This is a genomic window from Schaalia odontolytica (assembly GCF_002847525.1).
Classification (GTDB): Bacteria; Actinomycetota; Actinomycetes; order Actinomycetales; family Actinomycetaceae; genus Pauljensenia; species Pauljensenia odontolytica_B.
The window spans coordinates 95,071-118,214 of sequence record NZ_PKKM01000004.1; the positions used below are offsets into that span (position 1 = coordinate 95,071).

The window sequence follows — 23,144 nt, forward strand, 5'->3', positions numbered from 1 at the left end:
TTTTGTGTAACTGCGCCGTGCCCGCCGCGGGGGCGAGCGCCCCGGGTCGGGGCTGGCTTCACCTCTAGAGGGTAGCGAGTGTGTGGCCCAATTCCCTGTTCTGACACAGCACTGGGAGAAACCCCACCCCCGGCCACGTGACGGAATACACCTGTCAAATCCAGCCCATGACTAAAGGCCCAGATTGGCGCGCATTTACAAACGACAACCAATCCCCACCTGCAGCAAGTTGCGAAATACTCCCTCAATGATTTTTCGCAAACGTGAGACATGGTCAGCGTTCATGGACTAAGGTTCTCATGTAACCAAATGCTGACCGGGCCAACAAGAGTCCCCACGGCCAGTATTCTTGAGAGTGAATCACCTTCGACATGAGGAATACGATGAAACTGACGCATAGGTTGACCATCGCGACGGCTCTGAGCGCCACGCTCGCGACCGCCCTGATCGCGGGCCCCGCCATGGCCTCGCCCTCCGACGAGAACAAGCCCACGGGCCCCGGCACCGCTAACGGCGACAAGTCCACCGCGTGCCGCGCCGACTGGACCGCCTCGGCGATCCTCGACACGGACATCCTGGCCCACCACCCCGAGCTGGTGAACCCTGCCGACATCACCCGCAACTCCGACGGCACCGTCAACAAGATCGCCACCGGCTCGAACAACGGCTACAAATCGAAGATCTCGACCAACTTCAACACCGAGACCTACAAGGCTCCGGGCATGTTCGAGGCCAACCACTGGATCGCCGGTTCCATGCAGAACTGGCGCTTCCCCGTGGCCACGAAGAACAAGCTGGCCGCCGGCACGACGATCACCGTCGATCTGCCGGACGACATGGCCAACACCTCCTTCATCGGCAAGCTTGAGACCCGCGCAGGCCTCAACGCTTTCATGCAGTCGTGGGGTCCGCGTGAAGCCGAGTACACGTGGAATGACGGCGACTTCACCGCCACCCTGACCGACGCCGCCAAGAACATTTGGACCATCACGCTGAACAAGGGCCTCGACGCCAACACCGGCACTGTCTTCCAGTTCACGGGCACCTTCCCCGAGGGCGCCGAGTCCTCGACCGCGTCCGCCAAGCTGGTCGGCGCCCAGTTCCCGGCCGACGGCCAGGTGTGCGGCGACCTGCCCACGCCGGAGACCCCCAAGCTCACCCAGTGCCAGGTCACGACCGTGGACCGCACCGTGTGGAGCCCCTACTCGCGCGACATCAACGAGCGCTCCAAGTACGCGGGCTCCTGGGGTTCCGAGGAACCCAAGTGGGGCGAGGCCAACGCTGACGGCTGGTTCGTTGCCACCGGTTCCGATCCGAAGGTCGGCGACTCGCGCACCCTGCGCCTCTACGGCGCCACCCACAAGGACCTCACCAACGCGACGCTGACGATCAAGGCCGTCCAGGGCCTGAAGTTCGACGCCTCCACGATCAACACGATCTCCAACCCCGGCGCCGGCGCGCTCAAGGATAACGGCTTCACGAACACCGTCGAGGGCCTGGGCGAGATTAAGGTCAGCGAGGACGGCAAGACCATCACCGTCACGATCAAGCACATGCCGGCCAACTCCGGCTTCTCCTTCAACATCAACGGCACCCTGACCGGCGAGACCCTCGAGGACTCCCCGATCCTGGCCCCGATCGTCCTGCACAACTGGCTGACCGGCACGGACAGCGAGTGCACGGTTCCCACCGAGGAACCCAGCACCCCGGCGCCGTCGGATTCCCCGACGCCCGAGCCGACGACTCCTGCTCCCACCCCGTCCGCAACCCCGAGCGGCAACCTCGCACGCACGGGCGCTGACACCCCGATGCTGGCCGGTGCGGCCATCATGGCGGGCCTGGCAGGCCTCGGAGCTGTGGCTCTGCGCCGTCGCCAGCGCTGACGGATTGCCCCCGCAGGGTGCGTCCCTGCGGGGGGCACTTCCCGCAGGGACGCGTCAACAGGAAAGTGGCACCGCTCTTGATGAGTGGTGCCACTTCCCATCACCGGTTCATCATGAGGGCTCAATTCATGGTGACTTTCGGTAGTTCCATTGTGCATGTGATGCACGCATCATTTCAAGGCGAAACGATGATTTTTCGGTGCAAATTCGCGGTTTCTAACTGCACGTTCGTGCACAACTATCGCGCGATCTGCGCAAACTAGACAAAACGCGGGCCCGCTCGATTCGAGCGGGCCCGCGTTACTTGTCAGGCGAAGAAGCCTCAGTGACGCTTGCGAGCGACCACGAGGGTCACGCCACCAGCCAGCGCGATGACGCCAGCGCCAGCGGCGATCGACGCGGCGGAGCCGGTGTTGGCCAGCGTCGGGTTCGAGGCGGCGGGGGTGCCGGCCGGAGCGTTCGTGTTGCGGATGCCGCCACGAGCGGAGACGGGGGCCGGGCCGTTGCCGGTGGAGATCTGGCCGCGGGTGGTCACGCCGGTGGTGCCGACGGGGCCGGAGGCCGCGCCAGCGCCACCCTGATCGGCGGCGGGGACCGAAGAATCATCGGACTGGGCCGGCGTCTCAGCGGAACCACCGGTGTTGTTGTCGTCGGCCGGGGTCGAGGGCTGCTCGGGGGCCGGTTCCTCGTCGGCCGGGGTCGAGGGCTGCTCGGGGGCCGGATCCTCGGTGGCCGGGGTCGAGGGCTGCTCGGTCGAGGGGGCCTCGGTGGCCGGGGTCGAGGGCTGCTCGGTGACGGGGGTCTCGGCAGCGAAAGCGACGCCGGCCGAAGCGGCGATCAGACCGAGCGCCGCGGTGGCGGCGAACAGAGACGAGGTCGTCTTCTTCATTGTTTCTCCTGGAACAATTGTGGTGAGGGATGAATGCGTGACCCTGACCAATGCGGGCCGTGCGCGTCACGGCGTTCTCCCCCACCCTACAACACTTCCTGACCAATACGCACAGATTTCCGAAAATCACCCGCCGGCGAGTCGCATCCCACTTTTTCAAGGGGCTTTGTTCGCCTCCGCCGCGCGTGAAAACGACGAGGTCAGGACAGCTTGGCGGTCGCAATGAACTGGAAAATACCCTCCATGATGAGCTGCGTCGCAATAGCAGCCAGCAGCAGACCGGAAATCTTTGTCAGCAGCATGATGCCGCCGGGCCCCAGGAGCCGGGACAGCATCAGGGAGAATCGCATGGTCAGCCACATGACAAGGTGGGCCAGCACGACAGCGACGATGACAGCGATCCACGAACCCACGTTCGTGCCGGCCTGTCCGACGGACACCATAACGGCGACGATCGAGCCGGGGCCTGCGAGCAGCGGCGTACCCAGCGGGACGAGCGCGACGTTGACGCCCTCGTCCCCCGTATCCGGAGACGACGAGTCCGTGCCCATGAGGAGTTCCATGGCGACCAGGAAGAGCAGGACGCCGCCGGAGAGCTGGAGGGCCTCCATCGATATGTGGAGGAGGCGCAGGATCTGCCCGCCCAGGATCGCGAAGGTCAGGATGACGCCGAAGGAGACGGAGGTCGCCTGGATGGCGGCGTGGCGCTGCTTGGGCTGGGAGTATCGGGCGGTGAGGCCCAGGAAGACGGGCACGGTCCCGATGGGGTCCATGATGACCGTCAGCGTCGCGAAGGCAGTCGCGAAGAGTGTGACGTCGAAGAGGCTCACGGCTCGACCACCTCGATGGCGCCCTGCGCGATGACCTCGGCGATCACCTGCGGATCCGTCGTGTTTTCGCCGATGCGGTTGGGCTTGCCCGTCCCGTGATAGTCGGAGGAGCCGAACACCGCCAGGCCCATCTCGCGGGCCATACGATCGACGTCGGCGCGATCCTCGGGGGCGTGGTCGCGGTGGTCGCGCTCGATGCCAAAGAGGCCGGCCGCCGCCATGTCGGCGATGACGGCCTCGGGCAGCAGGTGTTGGCGCTTACGGGCGCGGGGATGGGCCAGGACAGGCACTCCCCCGGCCTCGCGCACGCAACGCACGGCCTCGACCGGGTCGGGCGCCCAGTGGCACACGTAGTAAGGACCCGACGGGTGCAGGGCCTTGACGAAGGCGGCACTGCGGTCGGGGAATGCGCCGGCAGCGACGAGCGCGTCCGCGATATGCGGGCGCCCCACGGGGCCGCCCTCGGGCGCGAAGGCTGCCACGTCCTCCCACGTGATCGGGTAGTCGGCCGACAGGTTCTCGACCATGCGCACGGCGCGCGTCTCGCGATCCTCGCGCGTGCGTCGGAAATTATCGACGAGGCCGGGGCTGGCCGGGTCGAAGAGGTAGGCCAGGAGGTGCACGGTGATCCCCGAGGAGGAGCACGACATCTCGGTGCCCCGGATGAGGCTCACGCCGGTGTCCGCGACGGCGGCCGCGGCCTCGTCCCATCCGGCGGTCGTGTCATGGTCCGTCAGCGCGATAGCGTCCAGCCCGGCCTGAGCGGCAATAGACAGGAGCTGCGCGGGCGTATCCGTCCCATCTGAATACGCGCTATGAGTATGGGGGTCAATTCGCTTCACCATTTGAGACTACCCCATTAATCCGATCACACAACCGCGCGGGCGAACACCACCCGCGCGCGTCAGGAGGCCTCGCAAAAGCCCCATTTTTGCCCGGTCTTGACCGTGTTTTCTGCACGTTCTCCCATCGCGACACCACCCTTTTTGGTTAACCGCTCACCTGCAGCGATGAGCTGTCGACTGTAGGAAACTGGCATCACACGGCCATTTGGCCTCCCTCAACACCGATTGGAGTACACGCGTGTCTGACAAGGATCAGACCCAGGTGTCCACCGCGACTGACGCGGGAGACGCCGGGTACAACAAGGCTCTGAAAAACCGACACATCCAGATGATCGCCATCGGCGGTTCGATCGGCACCGGCCTGTTCCTAGGTGCCGGCGGTCGACTGGCCCAGGGCGGCCCCGCACTGGCCTTCGCCTACGCGGTGTGTGGCATCTTCGCGTTCCTGATGGTCCGCGCCCTCGGCGAGCTGGCGGTGCGCCGCCCCTCCTCGGGCGCGTTCGTGTCCTACGCCCGCGAGTTCCTGGGCGAAAAGGGTGCGTTCATCACCGGCTGGTTCTTCTTCCTGGACTGGGCGGTCACCGTCATGGCTGACATCACCGCCGTGGCGCTCTACATGCACTACTGGAACATGTTCGAGAACATCCCCCAGTGGGTCATCGCCCTCATCGCGCTCGCACTCGTCTTTGTCCTCAACATGATGAGCGTCAAAGCCTTCGGCGAGGCCGAGTTCTGGTTCGCGATGATCAAAGTCGCGACGATCCTCATCTTCATGGGCGTCGCCATCTGGGCGATCATCACCCAGGCTCACGTCGGCGAGTACACCGCGGGTGTCCACAACATCTCCGAGTCCGGCGGCTGGTTCCCCGAGGGCCTGGCCCCCGTCTTCGCGCTCACACTGGGCGTCGTCTTCGCTTTCGGCGGCACCGAGATGGTGGGCGTCGCGGCGGGCGAGGCGAAGGACGCCGCGAAGATCCTGCCCAAGGCCATCAACTCGATGGTCATCCGCATCTTCTTCTTCTACGTCGGCTCCGTCGTTCTCTTCGCCTTCGCGCTGCCCTACACCGCCTACTCCTCGGATGAGTCTCCCTTCACGACCTTCTTCTCCGGCCTCGGCGTGCCCCACGCGGGCGACATCATCCAGGTGGTCGTCCTGACCGCCGCACTGTCCTCGCTCAACGCGGGCCTGTACGCGACCGGTCGTACGCTGCGCTCGATGGCGCTCGTGGGCGAGGGCCCGCGCTTCGCCGCTCGCCTCAACAAGAACCACGTCCCCTACGGCGGCATCATCATCACCGCGTCGCTGGGTCTGCTCGGCGTCCTGCTCAACGCCTTCGTCCCGGAGAACGCCTTTAACATCGTCATGGACCTGGCGGGCATCGGCATCGCCGGCACCTGGGCGATGATCCTGATCTCGCACCTGGCCTTCCTGCGCAAGGTGAAGCGCGGCGAGGCACAGCGTCCGGAGTTCCGTATGCCCGGCGCCCCCTACACCAACTACCTGGCGCTGCTCTTCTTCGCGGTGGTCGTTGGCTCCAACGTGACCTCCGAATCGGGCCGTTGGACACTCGCGCTCTTCGCCGTGGTCGTCGTCCTCATGGTCGCCGGCTGGTACTACGTGCGCGATCGCGTCGGTAACCTGACCGACGAGGCCGCCGCCTCGCTGCAGGGCGAGGAAACCCTGGTGGCGGGCGACTGAGAAAGGACGAACAGTGCGTCTTCACGTCACGTATGCCGGTGGCACCATCGGCATGGTCGACTCCCCCGAGGGTCTGCGCCCCGGCGCGGACCTGCAGGGGTGGTTCGGCTCCCAGCTGGAGGGCATCGAGCTGGCCTCGAACATCACGATGTCGACGCTGGACCCGCTCATCGACTCCTCGGAGGCTACCCCCGAGGACTGGCAGGCCATCATCGACGACATCAACGCGCACGCCGACGAGGCGGACGCCTTCCTGGTCCTGCACGGCACGGACACGATGGCCTACTCGGCTGCGGCCCTGTCGTACTCGCTGGCGAGCATGGGCAAGCCGGTCGTCCTGACCGGCTCCCAGTACCCGCTCGGCGTCGTCGGCTCGGATGCGTCGTCAAACGTCACGGGCGCGCTGCGCGCCGCGATTTCGCACCGCGCACGAGGCGTCATGCTGTTCTTCGGGCATAAGCTCCTGGCCGGCAACCGCGCCACCAAGACCTCGTCGTGGGCGTTCCGCGGTTTCGAGTCGCCCTCCGTGTCTCCCATGGCGCGCACGGGCGCCCCGTGGCGCTGGTACGGGGCGCCGAGTGCGGGCACCGGCTGGCAGGACCCCAGCCCGTACACGCGCCAGGATGTCGCCGTCATCGACGTGGTGCCCGGTATGAGCGCCGCGCGGCTGCGCGCCATGACGACGCCGCACCCGGACGCGGTCATCCTGCGCACCTTCGGCGTGGGGAACATCCCGGCCTCCGAGCCGGGTCTCGTGGACGTCCTGGCCGAGCTCGCGCAGGCCGAGGTGCCGATCATCGTCGCCTCCCAGTGCTACCAGTCCGAGGTCATGCTCGGCCACTACGAGGCCGGCAACGCCCTGGCGCGCCTCGGCGCAATCGGCGCGCACGACATGACGCTCGAGGCACTCTACGCCAAGACCGTCTTCCTGCTCTCGCAGGGCAAGCGCGGCGCTGACTTCAAGCGGTGGATGGACCTGTCCATCGCGGGAGAACTCACCCTCCAGGACTGAGTCTCCTCCACCCGACACAGCCCCGGCCTCGTCCCCGGCGCACAGCGCGCCACAGGGAGACGAGGCCGGGGTTTGTCATGACCACCGAACCCGCCCGAGGGGCCGAGGAGCCGTAGAATAGTGACCATGAGTGAAGAAGCTTCCCAGTCCATGGCCGATCGCGGCGAAAACCGCTCCCGTCAGCCCCAGTCCTCCGCATTCCGCGATTTCATCGGCTCCGGATGGGGGCCTCGCCCCTCCGAACTGCCCGCACGTGAGCGCGTCGCCGACTTCCTGCACGACCGCACCCTCAAGGCCGGTGCTCCCTTCCCGGGTGAGCGCCTCGTCGTGCCCGCAGGCCCCTACAAGGTCCGCTCCAACGACTGCGACTACCGCTTCCGCGCGCACTCGGCCTTCGCGCACCTGTCGGGCCTGGGCGGCGAAAAGGAGCCGGACACCGTCCTGGTGCTGGAGCCGAACGAGGACGGCACCCACACTCCCCTGCTCTTCTTCAAGCCCCGCGCCTCGCGTTCCTCCAAGGAGTTTTACGCGGACGCCCGCTACGGCGAATTCTGGGTGGGCGCGCGCCCCTCGCTCGAGGAGCTGAGCGCGCAGACCGGCCTGGAAACCCGCCACATCGACACCCTGCGCGACGTGCTGGCGAAGGACGCCGGGACCGTGCAGCTGCGCATCGTGCGCGGCGTCGACGCCAACGTCGAGGCGATGGTGAACGAGGTGCGCACCCAGGCCTCCCTGCCCGCAGGCGAGGACGCGCGCAAGGAGGACGAGGCCCTCGAAGAACATCTCTCGGAGATTCGCCTCATCAAGGATGCGTTCGAGCTCGACGAGATGATTCGCGCGGTCGAGGTCACCAAGGCCGGCTTCGAGGACATCATCCGCGTCCTGCCCCGCGCCGTGGGTCACCGCCGCGGCGAGCGCGTCATCGAGGGCGCATTCCGAGCGGTCGCCCGAGAAGAGGGCAACGGCGAGGGATACGAGACCATCGCGGCCTCGGGCAACCACGCGAACACCCTGCACTGGATCGACAACGACGGAACGGTCCACGAGGGCGACCTGGTGCTCGTCGACGCCGGCGTCGAGGTCGACTCCCTCTACACGGCCGACATCACGCGCACGCTGCCCGTCAACGGCCGCTTCACCGAGGTCCAGGCCCGCGTCTACCAGGCCGTCCTCGACGCCTGCGAGGCCGCCCTGGCCCGCGCCAACGAGCCGGGCTGCCGCTTCAAGGACGTGCACGACGCCGCCATGCGCGTCATCGCTGCCCGCCTGTACGAGTGGGGCATCCTGCCCGTCACCCCCGAAGAGTCGCTGTCCCCCGAGGGCCAGCAGCACCGCCGCTGGATGCCGCACGGCACCAGCCACCACCTGGGCCTGGACGTCCACGACTGCGCGAAGGCACGCGCGGAGCTCTACCAGGGCGCGCTGCTGGAGCCGGGCATGGTCTTCACGATCGAGCCGGGCCTGTACTTCCGCGCCGACGATCTGCTGATCCCCGAGGAATACCGGGGCATCGGCGTGCGCATCGAGGACGACGTCGTGGTGAACGCCGACGGCACGGTCACGCGTATCTCCGAGGACATCCCGCGCACGATCGCGGATGTCGAGGAGTGGATCGCGAGCGTTCAGTCCCGCTGAGCCACGCGAAGACGCTGAGGTTACGCCTCGGTCTGGTCCTTTTCGGGGGACGAGGCCGGGGCGTCCTCACGTTCGGACACAGCGTTCTCGGGCGCGCTCACAGTGATGGGAGCGGGGGCCTGGGGCACGCTCACTACCTCGGCACTCACGGGCGCGCCTGCATCCGGCGCCGCGGCCTGAGGCGTCGTCGGGGACACCGCCTCGGACTCCTCGCTGGCAGCCGTTCCGGCCGGGACCTCGCCGTCCTTCGTCGCCGCACCGAAGCGGGGGCGGCCGTCGGGGAAGAATCCGACGGAATCCTTCTTCTGGCGCTGTTCCTCAGTGCGAGGACGCACGACGCGCGCCCGATTGCCGGGGGTGCGCTGCAGGATCTGATAGGCGCGGTCGATGTCGGCCGAGGCCAGGACCGCGTAGCGCAGAGCAACGACCTGCTGGGAGGAGACCAGGTCACGGCTGCGACCCCGGATGAGGAACGCCAGGGCGGACAGCGCCATACCCGCCAGCGCACCCACAACGATGCCGCCCACGACCCACGCGCCCGTGCCTCCTGCGTTCTGTCCGGCGGACATGAGCATGCCTGCGAGCGCACCCCACAGGGCGCCGCTCGACGCGCCGGACATCGAGGCGCGGGCGATCGTCATGCGCCCCGTCACCCGCTCAACCAGGTGCAGATCCGTGCCCACGATCGTGATCGACGAGACGTCAAAACCGCTGTCCGACAGGAAATCGACGGCCGTACGAGCCTGCGCGTAGGTCTGGTAGGAGGCGACCTCCGTGCCCGTGGGCATCTGCGGGTCCATCACGACAGCCATAGTTTCTCCTTCGTCACGGCCTCGGTGGCATGGAACGCATTGTTCATGCGGCGACCGGCTCGTCGTTACTCTTTCTTTGTCAACAGCCTAAGATGATTATGTGAGCATTGCATCTATTGAACTCGGCACCAAGGGTCGGCGCGTCTACATCGGAAAGCTCGCTGGTACCAGTGTTTTCGACCCTTTGGGCGACCAGGTCGGCAAGATTCACGATGTCGTTGTCATCTTTCGGCTGAAATCCGAAGCCAACGTCATCGGCTTCGTCGTCGAGGTCGGCCCGCGTAAGCGTGTCTTCCTGCCTCTCACTCGCGTCACCGCCATCGAGTCCGGTTCCGTCATCACGACGGGCCTGCTCAACATCCGTTCATTCACGCAGCGTCCCATCGAGACCCTCGTGCTCTCCGAGCTCTTCGACCGCGTCGTCACGATGAACGACGGCTCGGGCCAGGTGCGCATCCTCGACGTCGCGATGCGCCAGCGCCGCCCCAAGGACTGGGTGATCTCCACGCTGCACGTCCAGCGCGTGCGCACCTCTTCCCTCGGCTTCACGCGCAGCGGCGAGACCCTCACCGTGGACGTGTCCGAGGTGTCCGGCCTGCTCAAGACCGACTCCAACCAGGCCGCGACCGCCCTCCTGCAGTACACGGAAGACATGCGCCCCGCCGACCTGGCAGACTTCATGCACACGCTCCCCCAGGACCGCAAGATGGCGGTCGCCATGCAGCTGACGGACGCGCGCCTCGCCGACGTGCTCGAGGAGCTGGGTAACGACGACCGTATCGCGATCGTCTCCGCGCTGGAAGCCGCCCGAGCAGCCGACGTCCTGGACGTCATGCAGCCCGACGACGCGGCCGACCTCGTCGCCGAGCTGCCCGCCGCGAAGGCTCAGTCCCTGCTGGCCCTCATGGAGCCCGAAGAGGCCGAGGACGTGCGTCGACTCATGACCTACGACGAGTCGACCGCGGGTTCGCTCATGACCACCGAGCCCGTCATTTTCGGTCCCAACGCGACCGTCGCGCAGATGTTGGCTGCCGTACGACGCGAGGACATCCCGGCCTCGATCGCGACCGTCGCTTTCATCGCACGCCCGCCCCAGGAGACGCCGACCGGCCAGTACCTGGGCATGGTCCACATCCAGCGCGCGCTGCGCGAGCCCCCGCAGACTCTGCTCGGCACGATCCTGGACCGCGACATCGAGTCCGTGGACCCCAACGCGCACATCGCGACCGTGACGCGTCTGCTCGCAACCTACAACCTGACGGTCCTGCCCGTCGTCGACGAAGACGGGCACCTGCACGGCGCCGTCTCGGTCGACGACGTCCTCGACGAGCTGCTGCCCGAGGACTGGCGAGACTTCGACGACGACGTGACCGACCGCATGATGGCAAGGAGCATCGATGGCTGATCGCCTGGACAACCCGATCGACAAGCGTCAGTGGTTCTTCCGCCGCTCGTCGGGCAGCGGCGACGGCTTCGGCCGCTTCGCCGAGGCCACCGCCCGTTTCATGGGCTCCCCCAAGTTCGTCCTCTACATGACGATCTTCGTCATCGCGTGGATCGGTGCGAACCTGATGCTCGCCGGCATCAGCGAGAAAGCCGCCTGGGACCCCTACCCCTTCATCCTCCTGAACCTTGCGTTCTCGACCCAGGCCTCGTACTCGGCCCCGCTGATTATGCTCGCGCAGAACCGCCAGGATGCCCGCGACCGCGTCGTCGCCGAGCAGGACCGCCTTCGCGCGGAGCGTAACCTCGCCGACACCGAGTACCTTGCCCGCGAGATCGCCGGCCTGCGCCTGGCGCTCCAGGACGTCGCCACCCGCGACTTCGTGCGCTCCGAGCTGCGCGACATGCTGGAGGGCCTGCGTGCGGAGATCGCCGCGGACGCGGCCAACACCTCATCGAACGAGGCGGAGGCTGAGGCCGAGGCCGACGGTGCCTTTCGTCCCCTAGAAGATGGGCACATCGGCCAGTAGAGTGGAGTCCATGCCAGTCACGCTTGATTCCGTCATGGAGGCTCTCGGCCAGGTCATCGACCCCGAGATCCGCCGCCCCATTACCGACCTCAACATGGTGACCCCCGACCTGGTCACGATCGACGGTTCCTCCGTCGCCGTCAAGGTCCTGCTCACCACCGCCGGATGCCCCCTGCGCACCCAGATCACCAAGGACGTCACCGAGCGCGTGGGCGCCGTCGAGGGCGTCGAGAACGTCTCAGTCGAGATGGGCGTCATGGACGAGGCCCAGAAGAAGGCGCTGCGCGAAAAGCTCAACGGCGGTCGTCCCGAGCGCGAGATTCCCTTCTCCCGCCCCGATTCCCTCACGCGCGTCATCGCCGTCACCTCCGGTAAGGGCGGCGTCGGCAAGTCCTCCATGACCGCGAACCTGGCCGCCGCGCTCGCCGCGCAGGGCCTCAAGGTCGGCGTCATGGACGCGGACATCTACGGCTTCTCCATCCCGCGCATGCTCGGCGTGGACCACGACCCGCAGGTCATCGACGGCATGATGATCCCGCCCGTGGGCGCCGGCGGCGTCAAGGTCATCTCGATCGGCATGTTCGTGCCCGACGGCCAGGCCGTCATCTGGCGCGGCCCCATGCTCCACCGCGCCCTCCAGCAGTTCCTCGCGGACGTGTTCTGGGGCGACCTGGACGTCCTGCTCATCGACATGCCTCCGGGCACGGGCGACGTCGCGATCTCGATCGCGCAGCTGCTGCCCAACTCGGAGATCCTCGTCGTGACGACCCCGCAGGTCGCAGCTGCCGAGGTCGCCGAGCGCGCCGGTTCCATCGCGTCGCAGACGAATCAGAAGGTCATCGGCGTCGTCGAAAACATGTCCTTCCTGCCTCAGCCCGACGGCTCGCGCCTGGAGATCTTCGGCGCGGGCGGCGGCGAGTCCGTCTCGCAGCGCCTCACCGCGCAGCTGGGATACTCGGTGCCGCTGCTGGCCCAGGTGCCCCTCGACATCGCGCTGCGTGAGGGCGGCGACCGCGGCGAGCCCGTCGCCGTCGCCTCGGGTCCGGCCGCCGAGGAGCTCACGGCCCTCGCCAAGCAGCTCTCTTCCACGAACCGCGGCCTGGCGGGCCGCCCGCTCGGGGTCTCCCCCATCCAGCACTGAGTCAACGCGACTATCCCCGGTCTCGTCACCATCGACGAGGCCGGGGTTTCGTCTCCTTGCCAGGTGAGGTTTTCACGTATTTTCGGAGCGCCAGCGCGCCCTTGCGCATCCTCGCCTGTACCCTGATGCCTGGGGAGGGCGTGGCGCGTGCGCGCACCTTACCCCGGCGATCAAACACGAGTGAGGATACGGCGATGGCGGACAAGGCCCAGACGTGGGTGTACACCGAGGATTACGTGGCGGAAAGCGACGCGCTGACTGCCGCGCGCGCTGTTGCTACCGAAATGGGTGCCACTCCTGTCTCTCCCGGAACGGGAGCGGCCCTGCGTATGCTCGCCGCTGTGTCCGGCGCTCGTGCCGTCCTTGAGATCGGTACCGGTGCGGGTGTGTCTGGCCTGTGGATTCTTGACGGCATGGCCTCCGATGGTGTCCTGACGACGATTGACTCCGAGTCCGAACTCCTGGGACACGCGCGCCGAAACTTCGCCGCCGCCGGCCTGTCCTCTCACCGCACGCGCCTCATCGCCGGGCGCGCCCTCGATGTTCTGCCACGCATGGCTGCCCGCGGTTACGACATGGTTGTCCTGGATGGCGACCTGGAAGAGACCCCGCAGTACCTCGATCACGCCGTGCGGATCCTGCGCCCCGGCGGCACGATCGCTTTTGTGCACGCCCTGTGGCGCGATCAGGTCGCCGACCCCGCGCGTCGCGACGCTCACACCGTGGTCGCCCGCGAGGTGGTCAACTACCTGCGCGACTCCGATGAGTTCGTGCCTGCGCTGCTGCCCGTCGGCGACGGCCTGGCGGTCGCCGTCAAGCGCTGAGCGCCCCCATTCACGTAGAAGCGGCGGAACAGGAAATCCTGTTCCGCCGCTTCGTCTCTATCTGTCAGATGGCCGCTCCGAGAGCTTCGGCGAGTTCCGCCGCCTCCTGCGCGTTCAGCTCAATGACGAGCCGCCCGCCCCCTTCGGTGGGAATTCGCATGACGATACTGCGCCCTTCGGCGCTGACTTCGAGGGGTCCGTCCCCCGTGCGAGGCTTCATTGCTGCCATGAGAGTACTCCTTCTCAGAGTTATGCCCGCGCCTCCTCAGGCGGGGTAACGGACCCATTTTACCGGATAAGCGCCATTTTTCCTTAACAGTTCACAAAGAGAAATCAAAAGAAAATAGGCCATCCGATTAATTAGGCCTTATTTCGCAGCATTTTCAGCAATAAAGACACCCACAGAAAGAAGAACTAACCACTAGGCACCCGTCGCGAGACGAACCGCTTCCTCCGGATCGTCAACGACGTGGAGCAGGTCCACGTCACCGGGAGAGATCATCCCGGCCTCGACCATCGAGGAGCGAATCCAGTCGACCAGACCCGACCAGTAGTCCGTGCCCACGAGGACCAACGGGAACGAACGAATCTTACCCGTTTGCACGAGCGTCGCGGACTCGAAGAGCTCATCCATGGTCCCAAAACCGCCGGGCATCACGATGAAGCCCTGGGAGTATTTGACGAACATCGTCTTGCGGGCGAAGAAGTACCGGAAGTTCACGCCAAGGTTCACCCACTGGTTCATGCCCTGTTCGTGGGGAAGCTCGATACCCAGGCCCACGGACGTACCCCCTGCCTCCCAGGCACCCCGGTTCGCGGCCTCCATCATGCCCGGACCACCACCCGTGACGACGGCGTAGCCGCGCTGCACGAGAAGCTCACCGATGCGCTGCGCACACGCGTAGAGGGGATCGTCGGGGCGGGTGCGGGCGGACCCGAAGACCGAGATCGCGGGACCGATCTCCGAGAGAGCCTCGAACCCTTCGACGAACTCGGACTGGATGCGCAGGACGCGCCACGGGTCCTCATGCTTCCAGTCGGCACTCTGGTCCGACTGCAGCAGGGATGCGTCAGCCGTCAGGCGCGGGATCTGGTCCCCGCGCAGGACGACGGATCCACGGCGGTAGGTGTTCATCGGCTTGGTCATGGTCATGCCTCCTCGTGGCTGTCGGCTGCGGTGCCGACCGATGCGAGCACGAACGCACGCAGCGTATCGTGCACTCTGACAATATCCGATACCGGCGTGTGCTCGTCGCGTGTGTGTGCCAGCAGCGGGTCGCCGGGTCCGAAGTTCATTGCGGGCACGCCGACCTCGCTGAAGCGCGCAACGTCGGTCCAGCCGACCTTTGCGCTCAGCTGCAGCTCGCTCCCCTGCGCCGAGGCCACGGAGCGCGCGACGGACAGGAAACGCTCAGCGAGGGGCGAGTCGGCGCCGGGGCGCGCACCCTCGCACAGGTCATCGACCTCGATCGTGGCACCCGTCCCCTCGAATAGCTGGCGCACCTTCTCCAAGGCATCGTCGGCGCGCTTCGAGGGGGCAAAGCGGTAGTTGACGGTCATCGAGGCGGCCTCGGGGATCACGTTGTTGGCGATGCCGCCTTCGACCCGCACAACCGACAGGGATTCGCGGAATTCGAGGCCATCAACCGTGACGACAGGGTTGCCGTAGGCGGCGATGCGTTCGATGACGGGAGCCATCGCGTGGATCGCATTCACACCCATCCACGCGCGCGCCGAGTGGGCGGCGCGTCCCAGGAAGCGCGCGATGACGCGCAGGGTTCCATTGCAGCCGCCTTCCACGTGGGCGGCGGTCGGCTCCCCCAGCAGCGCGAGGTCCCCCGCCAACCACTCGGGGTGATTGCACTGCACGCGTCCCAGTCCGTTGAGGTGGGAGGCGACCTCCTCGTGATCGTAGAAGATCCAGGTGACGTCCACGCTCAGCGCGGTCTCATCGCCGCCACGGATGGCATCCCCGGTCTCGCAGGCGAGCGCGAGGGCCGCAGCGCAGCCACCAAGCATGTCGACCGACCCACGACCCCACAGGACCGTGGCCCCGTCGCGCTCCTCGAAGCGACCGGGAACATTGTCTGCGATGGGCACGGTATCAAGGTGCCCGGCGAGGACCACGCGCTGGTCGAGACCGAGCCGGGTCCGCGCGCACACGGCGTCCCCATCGCGCAGGATCTCCAGGGACGGAACCGATCCGAATCCGGCGCCGCGCAGGGCCGCCTCGACGGCGTCAGCCAGAGGCCCTTCGTCTCCCGACACCGAGGGAATGTCGATCATCTGGCGCGTGAGCTCGACCGGGTCCGTCAGGTTCGTCAGCTGCATGGTTCCTCCTTCGTGGATGCCTCCAGGATAGCGGTGGGCTCCCCCACCTGCGTCCCTCCGCCGTTTCCCGGGAGCGAGCCCCGGCCTCGTTCCTGATACCGGTTTTTGCACGAGACACCCGAGGTGTTACCCTCAGCACATGACACGCTGTGCTAGCCCGTTGCTGTTTGCGGGTATCGCTTCTTTCCTGTCCGCGCGTACCGGTGGGCGTTTCCGCCTGATTATCGGCTATGAGACCCCTGAGAACCATGACCTGGCACGCGACGGCGCTGCGATCATTGAGGCCAGCGGAGGTCATGCCCTCCTCATGCCGCGTGCGCTCCCCGCTCCCCTGACAGCGTTTTCGGTGCGCATGGTCATGGCGGACGGCGCCGTGTACGTGAGCGCGTCGGGCGAGGCACTCGTCTACCTGGGCGGGCGCGCGGTTGATCGCTCGCGCGAGGGGGCGCTGGCTCCCGAGGCTGAGCTGGCCCTCATCGACGAGGCCGTGGCCGCGTACGGCAACGAGGCGTCCCTCCCCCGTTCGCAGGGAGGCTGGGAGTCCGTGGGCGACGGAATGATCGGCGCGTACGTAGATCGCTGTGCCTCGCGCATCGCATCTCTGGAGACTTCTGGCGCACGCGTGGCCTCAGTGTCGGTCGACGAGGCCTCGGGCCTGCTGGCGACGCTTCTGGAACGCCTGAGCGTACCGGTCGTCGAGGAGGGCGCCGCTCTCTCGCTGAGCATATCCACGGATGGACGTACCCTCACCACCTCTCTACCCGATGAGCGGGTCCGCGCCGCACTGGCCGACGCACTCACGACCTCCCCGGCCGTCCCCACGGGCACCGGCCTGTACTGCGTAGACACAGCCTTCGTACTCGACGCGGATGCCCTGTGCGCAGGCACGGCGCTGGCTGTGCTGGGAGAAAGCTAGTTTCATTCACACTGCTACCGCGAGACGCAGATGAGCATGGCTGATCGTAGCCTGCTCGTATGAGTGAGAACACCCTTGCGACCGAGAAGGTTCGGCGCTTCAACCTGCTCCCTGCATCTGCCATTCCCCTACAATCATCCGGTAGACACAGTGGCGGAAGGTGGAACATGGCTCTGACATCGATCGAGATCTGTGCCGGTGCTGGTGGTCAGGCCCTCGGCCTCGAACAGGCAGGGTTCGATCACCTTGCAGTCGTTGAAATCGATCATCACGCCTGTAATACCCTTCGTGAAAACCGCCCCAACTGGAATGTCATCGAGGGGGATGTCGTTCCATGGATTAAGGAACACGCGCACGAATACCGGGGCGTCGATCTGGTCGCAGGGGGTGTTCCATGTCCGCCCTTCTCGTACGCCGGAAAGCAACTCGGCGCTGACGATGAACGTGATCTGTTCCCCGCGATGATTGAGCTCGTCCGTGTCGTTCGTCCGCGTGCCATCATGATTGAGAATGTTCGCGGGCTTCTCGACCCCAAGTTCCAGGAATATCGCAGCGGCGTTGAGGAGCACTTGGCGGAGATCGGCTACTCCCTTCAGTGGAAACTCCTCCAGGCATCAGATTTTGGTGTCCCGCAGCTTCGTCCGCGTGTCATTGCTGTTGGTTTCCGTGATGACATTGCAGTTCCTTTTGCATATCCCGCACCACGACAGCAACCTGCTCCAACGGTGGGAGAGACATTGGTCGATCTTATGGCTGAACGCGGGTGGAAGGGCGCACAGGCCTGGGCTGCTCAAGCGAACCGCATTGCACCAACGCTCGTTGGCGGTTCCAAGAAGCATGGAGGCCCAGATTTAGGGCCAACCCGCGCTCGCCGTGCATGGGCTGAACTTGGTGTCAATGGATCGACCATCGCACCAGAGGCTCCCGACCCTGACTTTTCGGATGATCCTCGTCTGACTGTTCGCATGGCCGCTCGTATCCAGGGTTTTCCGGACGACTGGGCAATTACCGGAGCGAAGACACACGCCTATCGTCAGGTTGGAAATGCTTTTCCCCCACCAGTTGCGCGCGCTGTTGGCCTGCAGATTGCGTCGGTCTTGACTGCCGCAGACAAGAGAAGTGAGGCAGTCGCATGAGTCTGAATCTCTCTCGCGCACGGACGTTGTTCCACCGCGATCTCATCGGTTCAAAAACGTTGTCCGTAGACTCAGCAGGTATCGCAAGCAACGCTGACAAGTCGCAAAAGCTGTCATGTGAACTTGCTCTGGGCATCGCGCGCGCATTAGGCACGCCTCAAGGGGGCGAGAAACTCAACGGGCAGAGTTCCGGACAGAACTTCGAGGAGGCCGTGAGTGCTTTCCTCAGTGAGACGTTCCCTGCACTCTCCGCGCTACGTCCTGGTCGCTGGAACGTTATAAACGTTGGCAGCTCACGCAGGGGGCATTCTCTCTCCCAGTACGAGCCTTATCGTCATCTTGACGAATTGGCTGCTGCCATTATCGAGACACCGGCTCTTGCCGCGATCCTCGGCAATTCCTACGATATTTCTCCAGATGTTCTCGTCGTGCGCCAGCCGATTGGTCAGCAAGAGCTGAATGATTCTGGAATCGTCGTTGACGGGGTTGCCTCATATTCTCCACTGCTAGCTCACAATCAGTCTTCAGCGATCATTCATGCCGTCGTTTCATGCAAGTGGACGCTCCGATCAGACAGAGCGCAGAACGCACGTTCAGAAGCTCTGAATCTGATCAGAAACAGGAAGGGCCGCACGCCGCATATCGTGGTTGTTACCGGTGAACCGACACCATCGAGACTCTCTTCACTCGCGCTAGGAACCGGCGACATCGACACTGTCTATCACTTCGCTCTTCCTGAACTCATCGCAGCAACCCAGGTATCAGGAAACGAGGAAGCGATCAAGACTCTCGACACACTCGTTACCGGTCAACGGCTACGCGACATCGCGGATCTCCCACTCGACCTGGCCATCTAGGCCTTATCTCGCGGGTGTATAAGTTGTGCCCCGGGGACACATCCCCGGGGCACAGTCGTCTGCGCAGTCAGCTCACACGTCGAAAGGCGTGGAGATGACCATGCCGCCCGTCTCGATCTGGCCGGCCATGTCGGACAGGCCCAGCTTCAGGTCGGAGGAGAGCATCGGCGTGTAGGCGCCGAATCCGGTGAGGATCACGCCGCCCGAGGCCAGGGACACCGGCACGACGGAGGCCTTCTCACCCGCGTTCGCCTGGGCGATGAGGGTATCCATCGCAGCCTTGTAGTCGACGACGATGCCGGTCAGCACGGGAGCGCCGATGGCGGAGCGGACCTCGTCTGAGATCTGGATGTAGCTGAACGCATCCGCGAAGGACTGGGTGTCCACCTGCTGCGACACCGCCGCGCCAGACTGGCCGGACATCGGGACGCTGTCCGCGGACTGCGCCTCGTCGCGGGTCAGACCCTTCAGGTCGGCCTTCGTCAGACCCGACCACACGAGGCGCACGGTCGGGTTGGCGGCCTCGGTGACGGCACGCGCGGCGCCCTCGTTGGCCTCACCGGCGAAGGGGGCGATGATGTCAGCGCCCTGAGAGATCGCATCGGCGGTCGCCGTGCGGACCTCGTCGGCGCTGCCCGCGTACGTGCCGTCGCTCGTCACGGGGTTCCAGCCGAGCACGCTGATCGACGTGCCGTTGGCCAGGTTGTAGGCATCCACGCCCTGGGAGAACGCGGACATCTGCGAGTTGGTGACGTTCTCGGCCGCCCCGCCGACGACGGCGAGCGTGCCCGTGGTCGTCATGCCCGCGGAGGCGTAGCCGGCCAGGTAGGCGGCCTGCGAGGCGTCCACGTCGACGACCGAGCCGTTCTTCAGGGAGGTCGCGGCGCCCTTGCTATCCACGAAAGAGGCGCCTACGAGGGCGAAGCGCACCTTCGAGTTGTGACGTGCAGCTTCGGAAACCGAGGCGGCCATGGTTGAGTCCGTGCCCACGATGAGCGTGCAGCCGGAGGTCACGAGCGAGGCCGGGGCCTCCTGCCCGCTGGCCGCCTCGAAGGCGACCGATGCGTCGTTTGCCGCACCCGCGAGAGCAACTGCGACAGGATCCGTGGCGGCGTCGCCATGGGCTCCGGAGATAGCGGCGCACACCTTCGCGGAGGCTGCGGGGGTGGCGGCGGGCGTGGTCGAGCAAGCTCCAAGGGCCAAGGAGGCCGCGGTCGCAGTGGTTGCGAGGGCGGCGATGGTCCGCTTGTTCACGTGTGATGCCTTTCGTCGGGGCTTCTTGCTGCCCATCACGCTACCAGCCTCACGCCTGTAGGCGGCGGGCGAGGCGGCGCACCTCACCCACAAGCGAACAGGGCTTGGCAAGGCCGAGGCCCCCACCTGGGAGGTACTTCAAAGCGCTCGGTGGCGGCACGTCAGAGCAGGTCGGAGCGTCCCTGCTCGGCGAGCTGGTCGACGACGGCCTTCACTGACTGCGCGCGGTCGCGGCGCGTCACAAGAATCGCGTCGGGGGTCAGAGCAACGGCCACGTCGGGCACGCCGACGAGCGCGACGAGGGGCCCCTCGCCATCCTGCGTGAGGGAACCGAAGACTGCCGCACCGTCTGATTCGACACGCAGCGCTTCGCCCAGGTTGCCCGCGTCCGCGACGATGCCGGTGAGGGCCTCAAAGTCGCCAAGGTCCGTCCATCCCAGGTCCGCGTCGGCGGGAACGACGGCCACTCCCCCGTCGGCTGCGACGGGCTCTGCAATCGCGTGGTCGATCGCGATCTTCGTCAGGTGCGGCCAGTTGTCCGCCAGCACCTCGTCGAACTCGTGGGTGCCCCACGCGCGCGCGATGGTCTCCAGGCGCGCGTGCATGTCGGGCAGCAGACGGGCCAGGTGGGCGGCGAGCACCCCCGCCGACACGATGAACATGCCTGCGTTCCACAGGTAGCCGGCCGCCACGTAGCGGGCGGCAGTGTCAGCGTCCGGCTTCTCTACGAACTCGGCGACCCGGCGTGCGCCGCGCTCAGCGTCTGCTTCCCCGGCCTCGTCAGCGAGGGCCGGACCGGGCGCGATGTACCCGTAGGCGGTCGAGGCCTCGGTGGGCGTCAAGCCGATCGTCACGACGTAGCCCTCGCGGGCGGCACCAATCGCGGTTTCGACGGTGGCGCGCAGCAGCTCGGGGCGGGCGATGAGATGGTCGGCGGCGAAGGAACCAACGATTGCGTCGTCCCCGAAGCGCTCGCGCACGACGTAGGCGGCCAGGCCGATCGCGGCCATCGAATCGCGGCCCGACGGCTCGATGAGGAGCGTGCGTTTATCCGACGAGGCGAACTCGGGCAGCTGGGCGAGCACGCCGTCGCGGTGCGCCTGGCCGGTCACGATGGTCACCGACGAGGCCGACTCCTCCAGGCGGTCCACCGTGCCCTGCAGGAGGGTGCGGCCCGTGCCCGCCAGGTCGAGGAGGAACTTAGGGCGGCGGCGGCGCGACAGCGGCCACAAGCGGGTGCCGGCGCCACCGGCAGGGATGATCACGTGGAGGTCACTCATGCCCCAAGTATCGCAGATACGACGAGGGGGCGAGGCCTCAGCCTCGCCCCCTCGTGGAAAGCGTGTACTACGCGAGTGTCACTCGGCGTCGCCCTCGGCGGCGGCCTCGGCCTCACCCTCGGCGGCTTCCTCAGCCTCTTCAGCGGCGGGTTCCAGAACGGACACAATGACCGTCTCGGGGTCGAGCTCGACCTCAACGCCGGCGGGCAGCTGCAGGTCGGAGACGTGCACGGCGGAGCCGGCCTCGAGGCCCTCGATGGAAACCTCGAGGCTCTCGGGGATGGAGGTGGCGGCGGCCTTCACCAGGATGGTGAACTCCTCGAGCGAGTGAACGGTGCCGGGGGCAGCCTCGCCGACAACGACGACGGGGACCTCAACGTCGACCTTCTCGCCGGCCTTGACGGCCAGGAAGTCGGCGTGCAGGATGTCGCGGCGCACGGGGTGAACCTGAACGTCCTTGACGAGGGCCAGCTGGGTCTTGCCCTCGATCTTCAGCTCAACGAGCGCGTTCTTGGTGCCGCGAACGATGAGGAAGAGGTCGTGGCCGGGAACGTCCAGGTGACGGGGCTCGGCGCCGTGGCCGTAGAGGACCGTGGGGACCTTGCCGGCGCGGCGGGCGCGGCGTGCAGCACCCTTACCGAACTCGGAACGCTCTTCGGCAAGCAGGACGGGGTTGTCGCTCATGTGTCTTTCCTTCGTTTCTCAGGTCCGGCGTCGGTGTCGGCAGAGTGAAGGAAACGCGCAGCATTTCGTTTCAGGCCCTGTCGATAACGGCGGATACGGATCCGCCCTCGCCGGAGCAACCCCAATAGGTTACCTCACGGCGAGGGCGGATGTGAAGCGGGAGCCGCTCAGTTAAAGAGCGATGTGACCGAACCGTCTTCGAAGACCTCGCGGATCGCGCGGGCCAGGAGCGGCGCGATGGAGAGGATGGTGAGCTGCTCGAAGCGCTTCTCAGCGGGGATCGGCAGCGTGTCGGTGACGACAACCTCGGCGGCGCCGGACTCGGAGAGACGCTTCGCGGCGGGGTCGGAGAGGATGCCGTGCGTGGCAACGACGATGACCTTCTTAGCACCGGCATTGTTGAGGACGTTGATCGCCTCGGTGATCGTGCCGGCGGTGTCGATCATGTCGTCCACCAGGACGCATTCCTTGCCGGCGACCTCGCCGACGACGCGGTTCGCGACGGCGACGTTCGGGCGGGTGGTGTCGCGGGTCTTGTGGACGAAGGCCAAGGGCGCGCCGCCCAGCTTCTTGGACCACTTTTCGGCGACGCGGATGCGGCCCGCGTCGGGAGAGACGATCGCGGTGTTGGTCAGGTCGACGCGGCCGCGCACGTAGTCCACGAGGACCGGCATGGCGAAGAGGTGGTCGACCGGGCCGTCGAAGAAGCCCTGCTCCTGCGAGGCGTGCAGGTCGACGCTCATGATGCGGTCGGCACCGGCGGCGCGGTACAGGTCAGCCATGAGGCGAGCGGAGATAGGCTCGCGGCCCTGGTGCTTCTTGTCCTGACGCGAGTAGGGGTAGAAGGGAGCGACCACGGTGATGCGCTTGGCGGAGGCGCGCTTGGCAGCATCAATCATGATGAGCTGCTCCATGATCCACTTGTTGATGTCGCCCTCGATGGACTGCAGGACGAACACGTCAGCGCCGCGAACGGACTCGTTGAAGCGCACGTAAATCTCGCCGGAGGCGAAGTCGTAGGCCGTCACCGGCGAGACCCCACATCCGATTTCCTCGCCCACGGCGTGAGCCAGGTCCATGTGAGCTCGTCCAGAAACGAGGACGAGGTTCTTCTCTCCGGTGGTCACCAGTCCGCTCATGCGG

General features: G+C 66.2%; 22 protein-coding genes. 11 read left to right on the plus strand and 11 right to left on the minus strand.

Going from position 1 to position 23,144, the window contains the following annotated elements; all coding sequences use genetic code 11:
- Nucleotides 1–383 precede the first annotated feature (383 nt).
- Nucleotides 384–1,883 (plus strand): hypothetical protein, encoded by a 1,500-nt coding sequence (locus CYJ22_RS03560; protein WP_101601151.1) that lies wholly within the window; start codon nucleotides 384–386, stop codon nucleotides 1,881–1,883.
- A gap of 322 nt (nucleotides 1,884–2,205) precedes the next feature.
- On the opposite strand, the gene CYJ22_RS03570 is transcribed toward CYJ22_RS03560, so the two are convergent.
- The 3 genes from CYJ22_RS03570 to CYJ22_RS03580 form a co-directional block, all read right to left on the minus strand.
- Nucleotides 2,206–2,772, minus strand: a complete 567-nt coding sequence (locus tag CYJ22_RS03570) for an LPXTG cell wall anchor domain-containing protein (protein WP_007589598.1) — start codon at nucleotides 2,770–2,772, stop codon at nucleotides 2,206–2,208.
- 200 nt (nucleotides 2,773–2,972) lie between these two features.
- A complete protein-coding gene (locus CYJ22_RS03575) occupies nucleotides 2,973–3,602 on the minus strand; it encodes a MarC family protein (protein WP_007589624.1) in 630 nt (209 codons plus the stop codon).
- Nucleotides 3,599–4,447 carry a PHP domain-containing protein gene (locus CYJ22_RS03580; RefSeq protein ID WP_034496911.1) on the minus strand — a complete coding sequence of 283 codons (849 nt, stop codon included), beginning with the start codon at nucleotides 4,445–4,447 and terminating at the stop codon, nucleotides 3,599–3,601. Before CYJ22_RS03580 ends, CYJ22_RS03575 begins: the two co-directional genes overlap by 4 nt.
- Before the next feature lie 238 nt (nucleotides 4,448–4,685).
- On the opposite strand from CYJ22_RS03580, the gene CYJ22_RS03585 reads away from it, so the two are divergent.
- The 3 genes from CYJ22_RS03585 (at nucleotide 4,686) to CYJ22_RS03595 (ending at nucleotide 8,793) form a co-directional block, all read left to right on the plus strand.
- Nucleotides 4,686–6,146, plus strand: a complete 1,461-nt coding sequence (locus CYJ22_RS03585; RefSeq protein WP_007589625.1) for an amino acid permease — start codon at nucleotides 4,686–4,688, stop codon at nucleotides 6,144–6,146.
- Between the two features lie 13 nt (nucleotides 6,147–6,159).
- Nucleotides 6,160–7,158, plus strand: a complete 999-nt coding sequence (locus CYJ22_RS03590) for an asparaginase (protein WP_101601153.1) — start codon at nucleotides 6,160–6,162, stop codon at nucleotides 7,156–7,158.
- Nucleotides 7,159–7,284: 126 nt separating this feature from the next.
- Complete coding sequence (locus tag CYJ22_RS03595; protein ID WP_101601310.1) at nucleotides 7,285–8,793, plus strand: aminopeptidase P family protein; 1,509 nt, start codon at nucleotides 7,285–7,287, stop codon at nucleotides 8,791–8,793.
- A 20-nt stretch (nucleotides 8,794–8,813) separates the two neighbouring features.
- Here CYJ22_RS03595 and CYJ22_RS03600 read toward each other — a convergent pair whose 3' ends face one another.
- Nucleotides 8,814–9,605, minus strand: a complete 792-nt coding sequence (locus CYJ22_RS03600) for a general stress protein (RefSeq protein WP_101601156.1) — start codon at nucleotides 9,603–9,605, stop codon at nucleotides 8,814–8,816.
- 100 nt (nucleotides 9,606–9,705) lie between these two features.
- Here CYJ22_RS03600 and CYJ22_RS03605 point away from each other — a divergent pair, with 100 nt between their 5' ends.
- The 4 genes from CYJ22_RS03605 to CYJ22_RS03620 all read left to right on the plus strand — a co-directional run bounded on the left by CYJ22_RS03605 (nucleotide 9,706) and on the right by CYJ22_RS03620 (nucleotide 13,543).
- Entirely contained in the window at nucleotides 9,706–11,010 is a 1,305-nt protein-coding gene (locus tag CYJ22_RS03605; protein WP_101601159.1) for a magnesium transporter MgtE N-terminal domain-containing protein, read from the plus strand.
- Nucleotides 11,003–11,578, plus strand: coding sequence for a DUF1003 domain-containing protein (locus CYJ22_RS03610; RefSeq protein ID WP_007589626.1), 576 nt, complete (start codon nucleotides 11,003–11,005; stop codon nucleotides 11,576–11,578). Before CYJ22_RS03605 ends, CYJ22_RS03610 begins: the two co-directional genes overlap by 8 nt.
- Before the next feature lie 10 nt (nucleotides 11,579–11,588).
- A complete protein-coding gene (locus CYJ22_RS03615) occupies nucleotides 11,589–12,719 on the plus strand; it encodes an Mrp/NBP35 family ATP-binding protein (RefSeq protein ID WP_007589618.1) in 1,131 nt (376 codons plus the stop codon).
- Nucleotides 12,720–12,913: 194 nt separating this feature from the next.
- A complete protein-coding gene (locus tag CYJ22_RS03620) occupies nucleotides 12,914–13,543 on the plus strand; it encodes an O-methyltransferase (protein ID WP_007589634.1) in 630 nt (209 codons plus the stop codon).
- 64 nt (nucleotides 13,544–13,607) lie between these two features.
- Here CYJ22_RS03620 and CYJ22_RS03625 read toward each other — a convergent pair whose 3' ends face one another.
- The 3 genes from CYJ22_RS03625 to dapE all read right to left on the minus strand — a co-directional run bounded on the left by CYJ22_RS03625 (nucleotide 13,608) and on the right by dapE (nucleotide 15,874).
- Nucleotides 13,608–13,772, minus strand: coding sequence for a DUF3117 domain-containing protein (locus CYJ22_RS03625; protein WP_101601161.1), 165 nt, complete (start codon nucleotides 13,770–13,772; stop codon nucleotides 13,608–13,610).
- Nucleotides 13,773–13,964: 192 nt separating this feature from the next.
- The gene (locus tag CYJ22_RS03630; protein WP_101601163.1) at nucleotides 13,965–14,690 is read right to left on the minus strand and encodes a TIGR00730 family Rossman fold protein; all 726 of its coding nucleotides are present in this window, start codon (nucleotides 14,688–14,690) and stop codon (nucleotides 13,965–13,967) included.
- A gap of 2 nt (nucleotides 14,691–14,692) precedes the next feature.
- The gene (gene dapE / locus CYJ22_RS03635) at nucleotides 14,693–15,874 is read right to left on the minus strand and encodes a succinyl-diaminopimelate desuccinylase (RefSeq protein ID WP_101601166.1); all 1,182 of its coding nucleotides are present in this window, start codon (nucleotides 15,872–15,874) and stop codon (nucleotides 14,693–14,695) included.
- A 139-nt stretch (nucleotides 15,875–16,013) separates the two neighbouring features.
- On the opposite strand from dapE, the gene CYJ22_RS03640 reads away from it, so the two are divergent.
- Genes CYJ22_RS03640 through CYJ22_RS03650 form a run of 3 tightly spaced genes read left to right on the plus strand, consistent with a single transcriptional unit; the run spans nucleotide 16,014 to nucleotide 18,783 of the window.
- Nucleotides 16,014–16,790: a phosphomannomutase gene (locus tag CYJ22_RS03640; RefSeq protein WP_101601168.1), complete on the plus strand. Its 777-nt coding sequence runs from the start codon at nucleotides 16,014–16,016 to the stop codon at nucleotides 16,788–16,790.
- Between the two features lie 59 nt (nucleotides 16,791–16,849).
- A complete protein-coding gene (locus tag CYJ22_RS03645) occupies nucleotides 16,850–17,926 on the plus strand; it encodes a DNA cytosine methyltransferase (RefSeq protein ID WP_243390446.1) in 1,077 nt (358 codons plus the stop codon).
- On the plus strand, nucleotides 17,923–18,783 hold the full coding sequence (locus CYJ22_RS03650; RefSeq protein WP_101601172.1) for an NgoMIV family type II restriction endonuclease: 861 nt from the start codon (nucleotides 17,923–17,925) through the stop codon (nucleotides 18,781–18,783). The genes CYJ22_RS03645 and CYJ22_RS03650 overlap by 4 nt, the downstream gene beginning before the upstream one ends.
- Nucleotides 18,784–18,855: 72 nt before the next feature.
- Here CYJ22_RS03650 and CYJ22_RS03655 read toward each other — a convergent pair whose 3' ends face one another.
- The 4 genes from CYJ22_RS03655 to CYJ22_RS03670 all read right to left on the minus strand — a co-directional run bounded on the left by CYJ22_RS03655 (nucleotide 18,856) and on the right by CYJ22_RS03670 (nucleotide 23,140).
- On the minus strand, nucleotides 18,856–20,037 hold the full coding sequence (locus tag CYJ22_RS03655) for a BMP family ABC transporter substrate-binding protein (RefSeq protein ID WP_007589632.1): 1,182 nt from the start codon (nucleotides 20,035–20,037) through the stop codon (nucleotides 18,856–18,858).
- Between the two features lie 161 nt (nucleotides 20,038–20,198).
- Nucleotides 20,199–21,317, minus strand: coding sequence for a mannose-1-phosphate guanylyltransferase (locus CYJ22_RS03660; RefSeq protein WP_101601174.1), 1,119 nt, complete (start codon nucleotides 21,315–21,317; stop codon nucleotides 20,199–20,201).
- A 78-nt stretch (nucleotides 21,318–21,395) separates the two neighbouring features.
- The gene (locus CYJ22_RS03665) at nucleotides 21,396–22,001 is read right to left on the minus strand and encodes a 50S ribosomal protein L25/general stress protein Ctc (RefSeq protein ID WP_101601177.1); all 606 of its coding nucleotides are present in this window, start codon (nucleotides 21,999–22,001) and stop codon (nucleotides 21,396–21,398) included.
- 167 nt (nucleotides 22,002–22,168) lie between these two features.
- The gene (locus tag CYJ22_RS03670; protein WP_007589607.1) at nucleotides 22,169–23,140 is read right to left on the minus strand and encodes a ribose-phosphate diphosphokinase; all 972 of its coding nucleotides are present in this window, start codon (nucleotides 23,138–23,140) and stop codon (nucleotides 22,169–22,171) included.
- Nucleotides 23,141–23,144 lie beyond the last annotated feature (4 nt).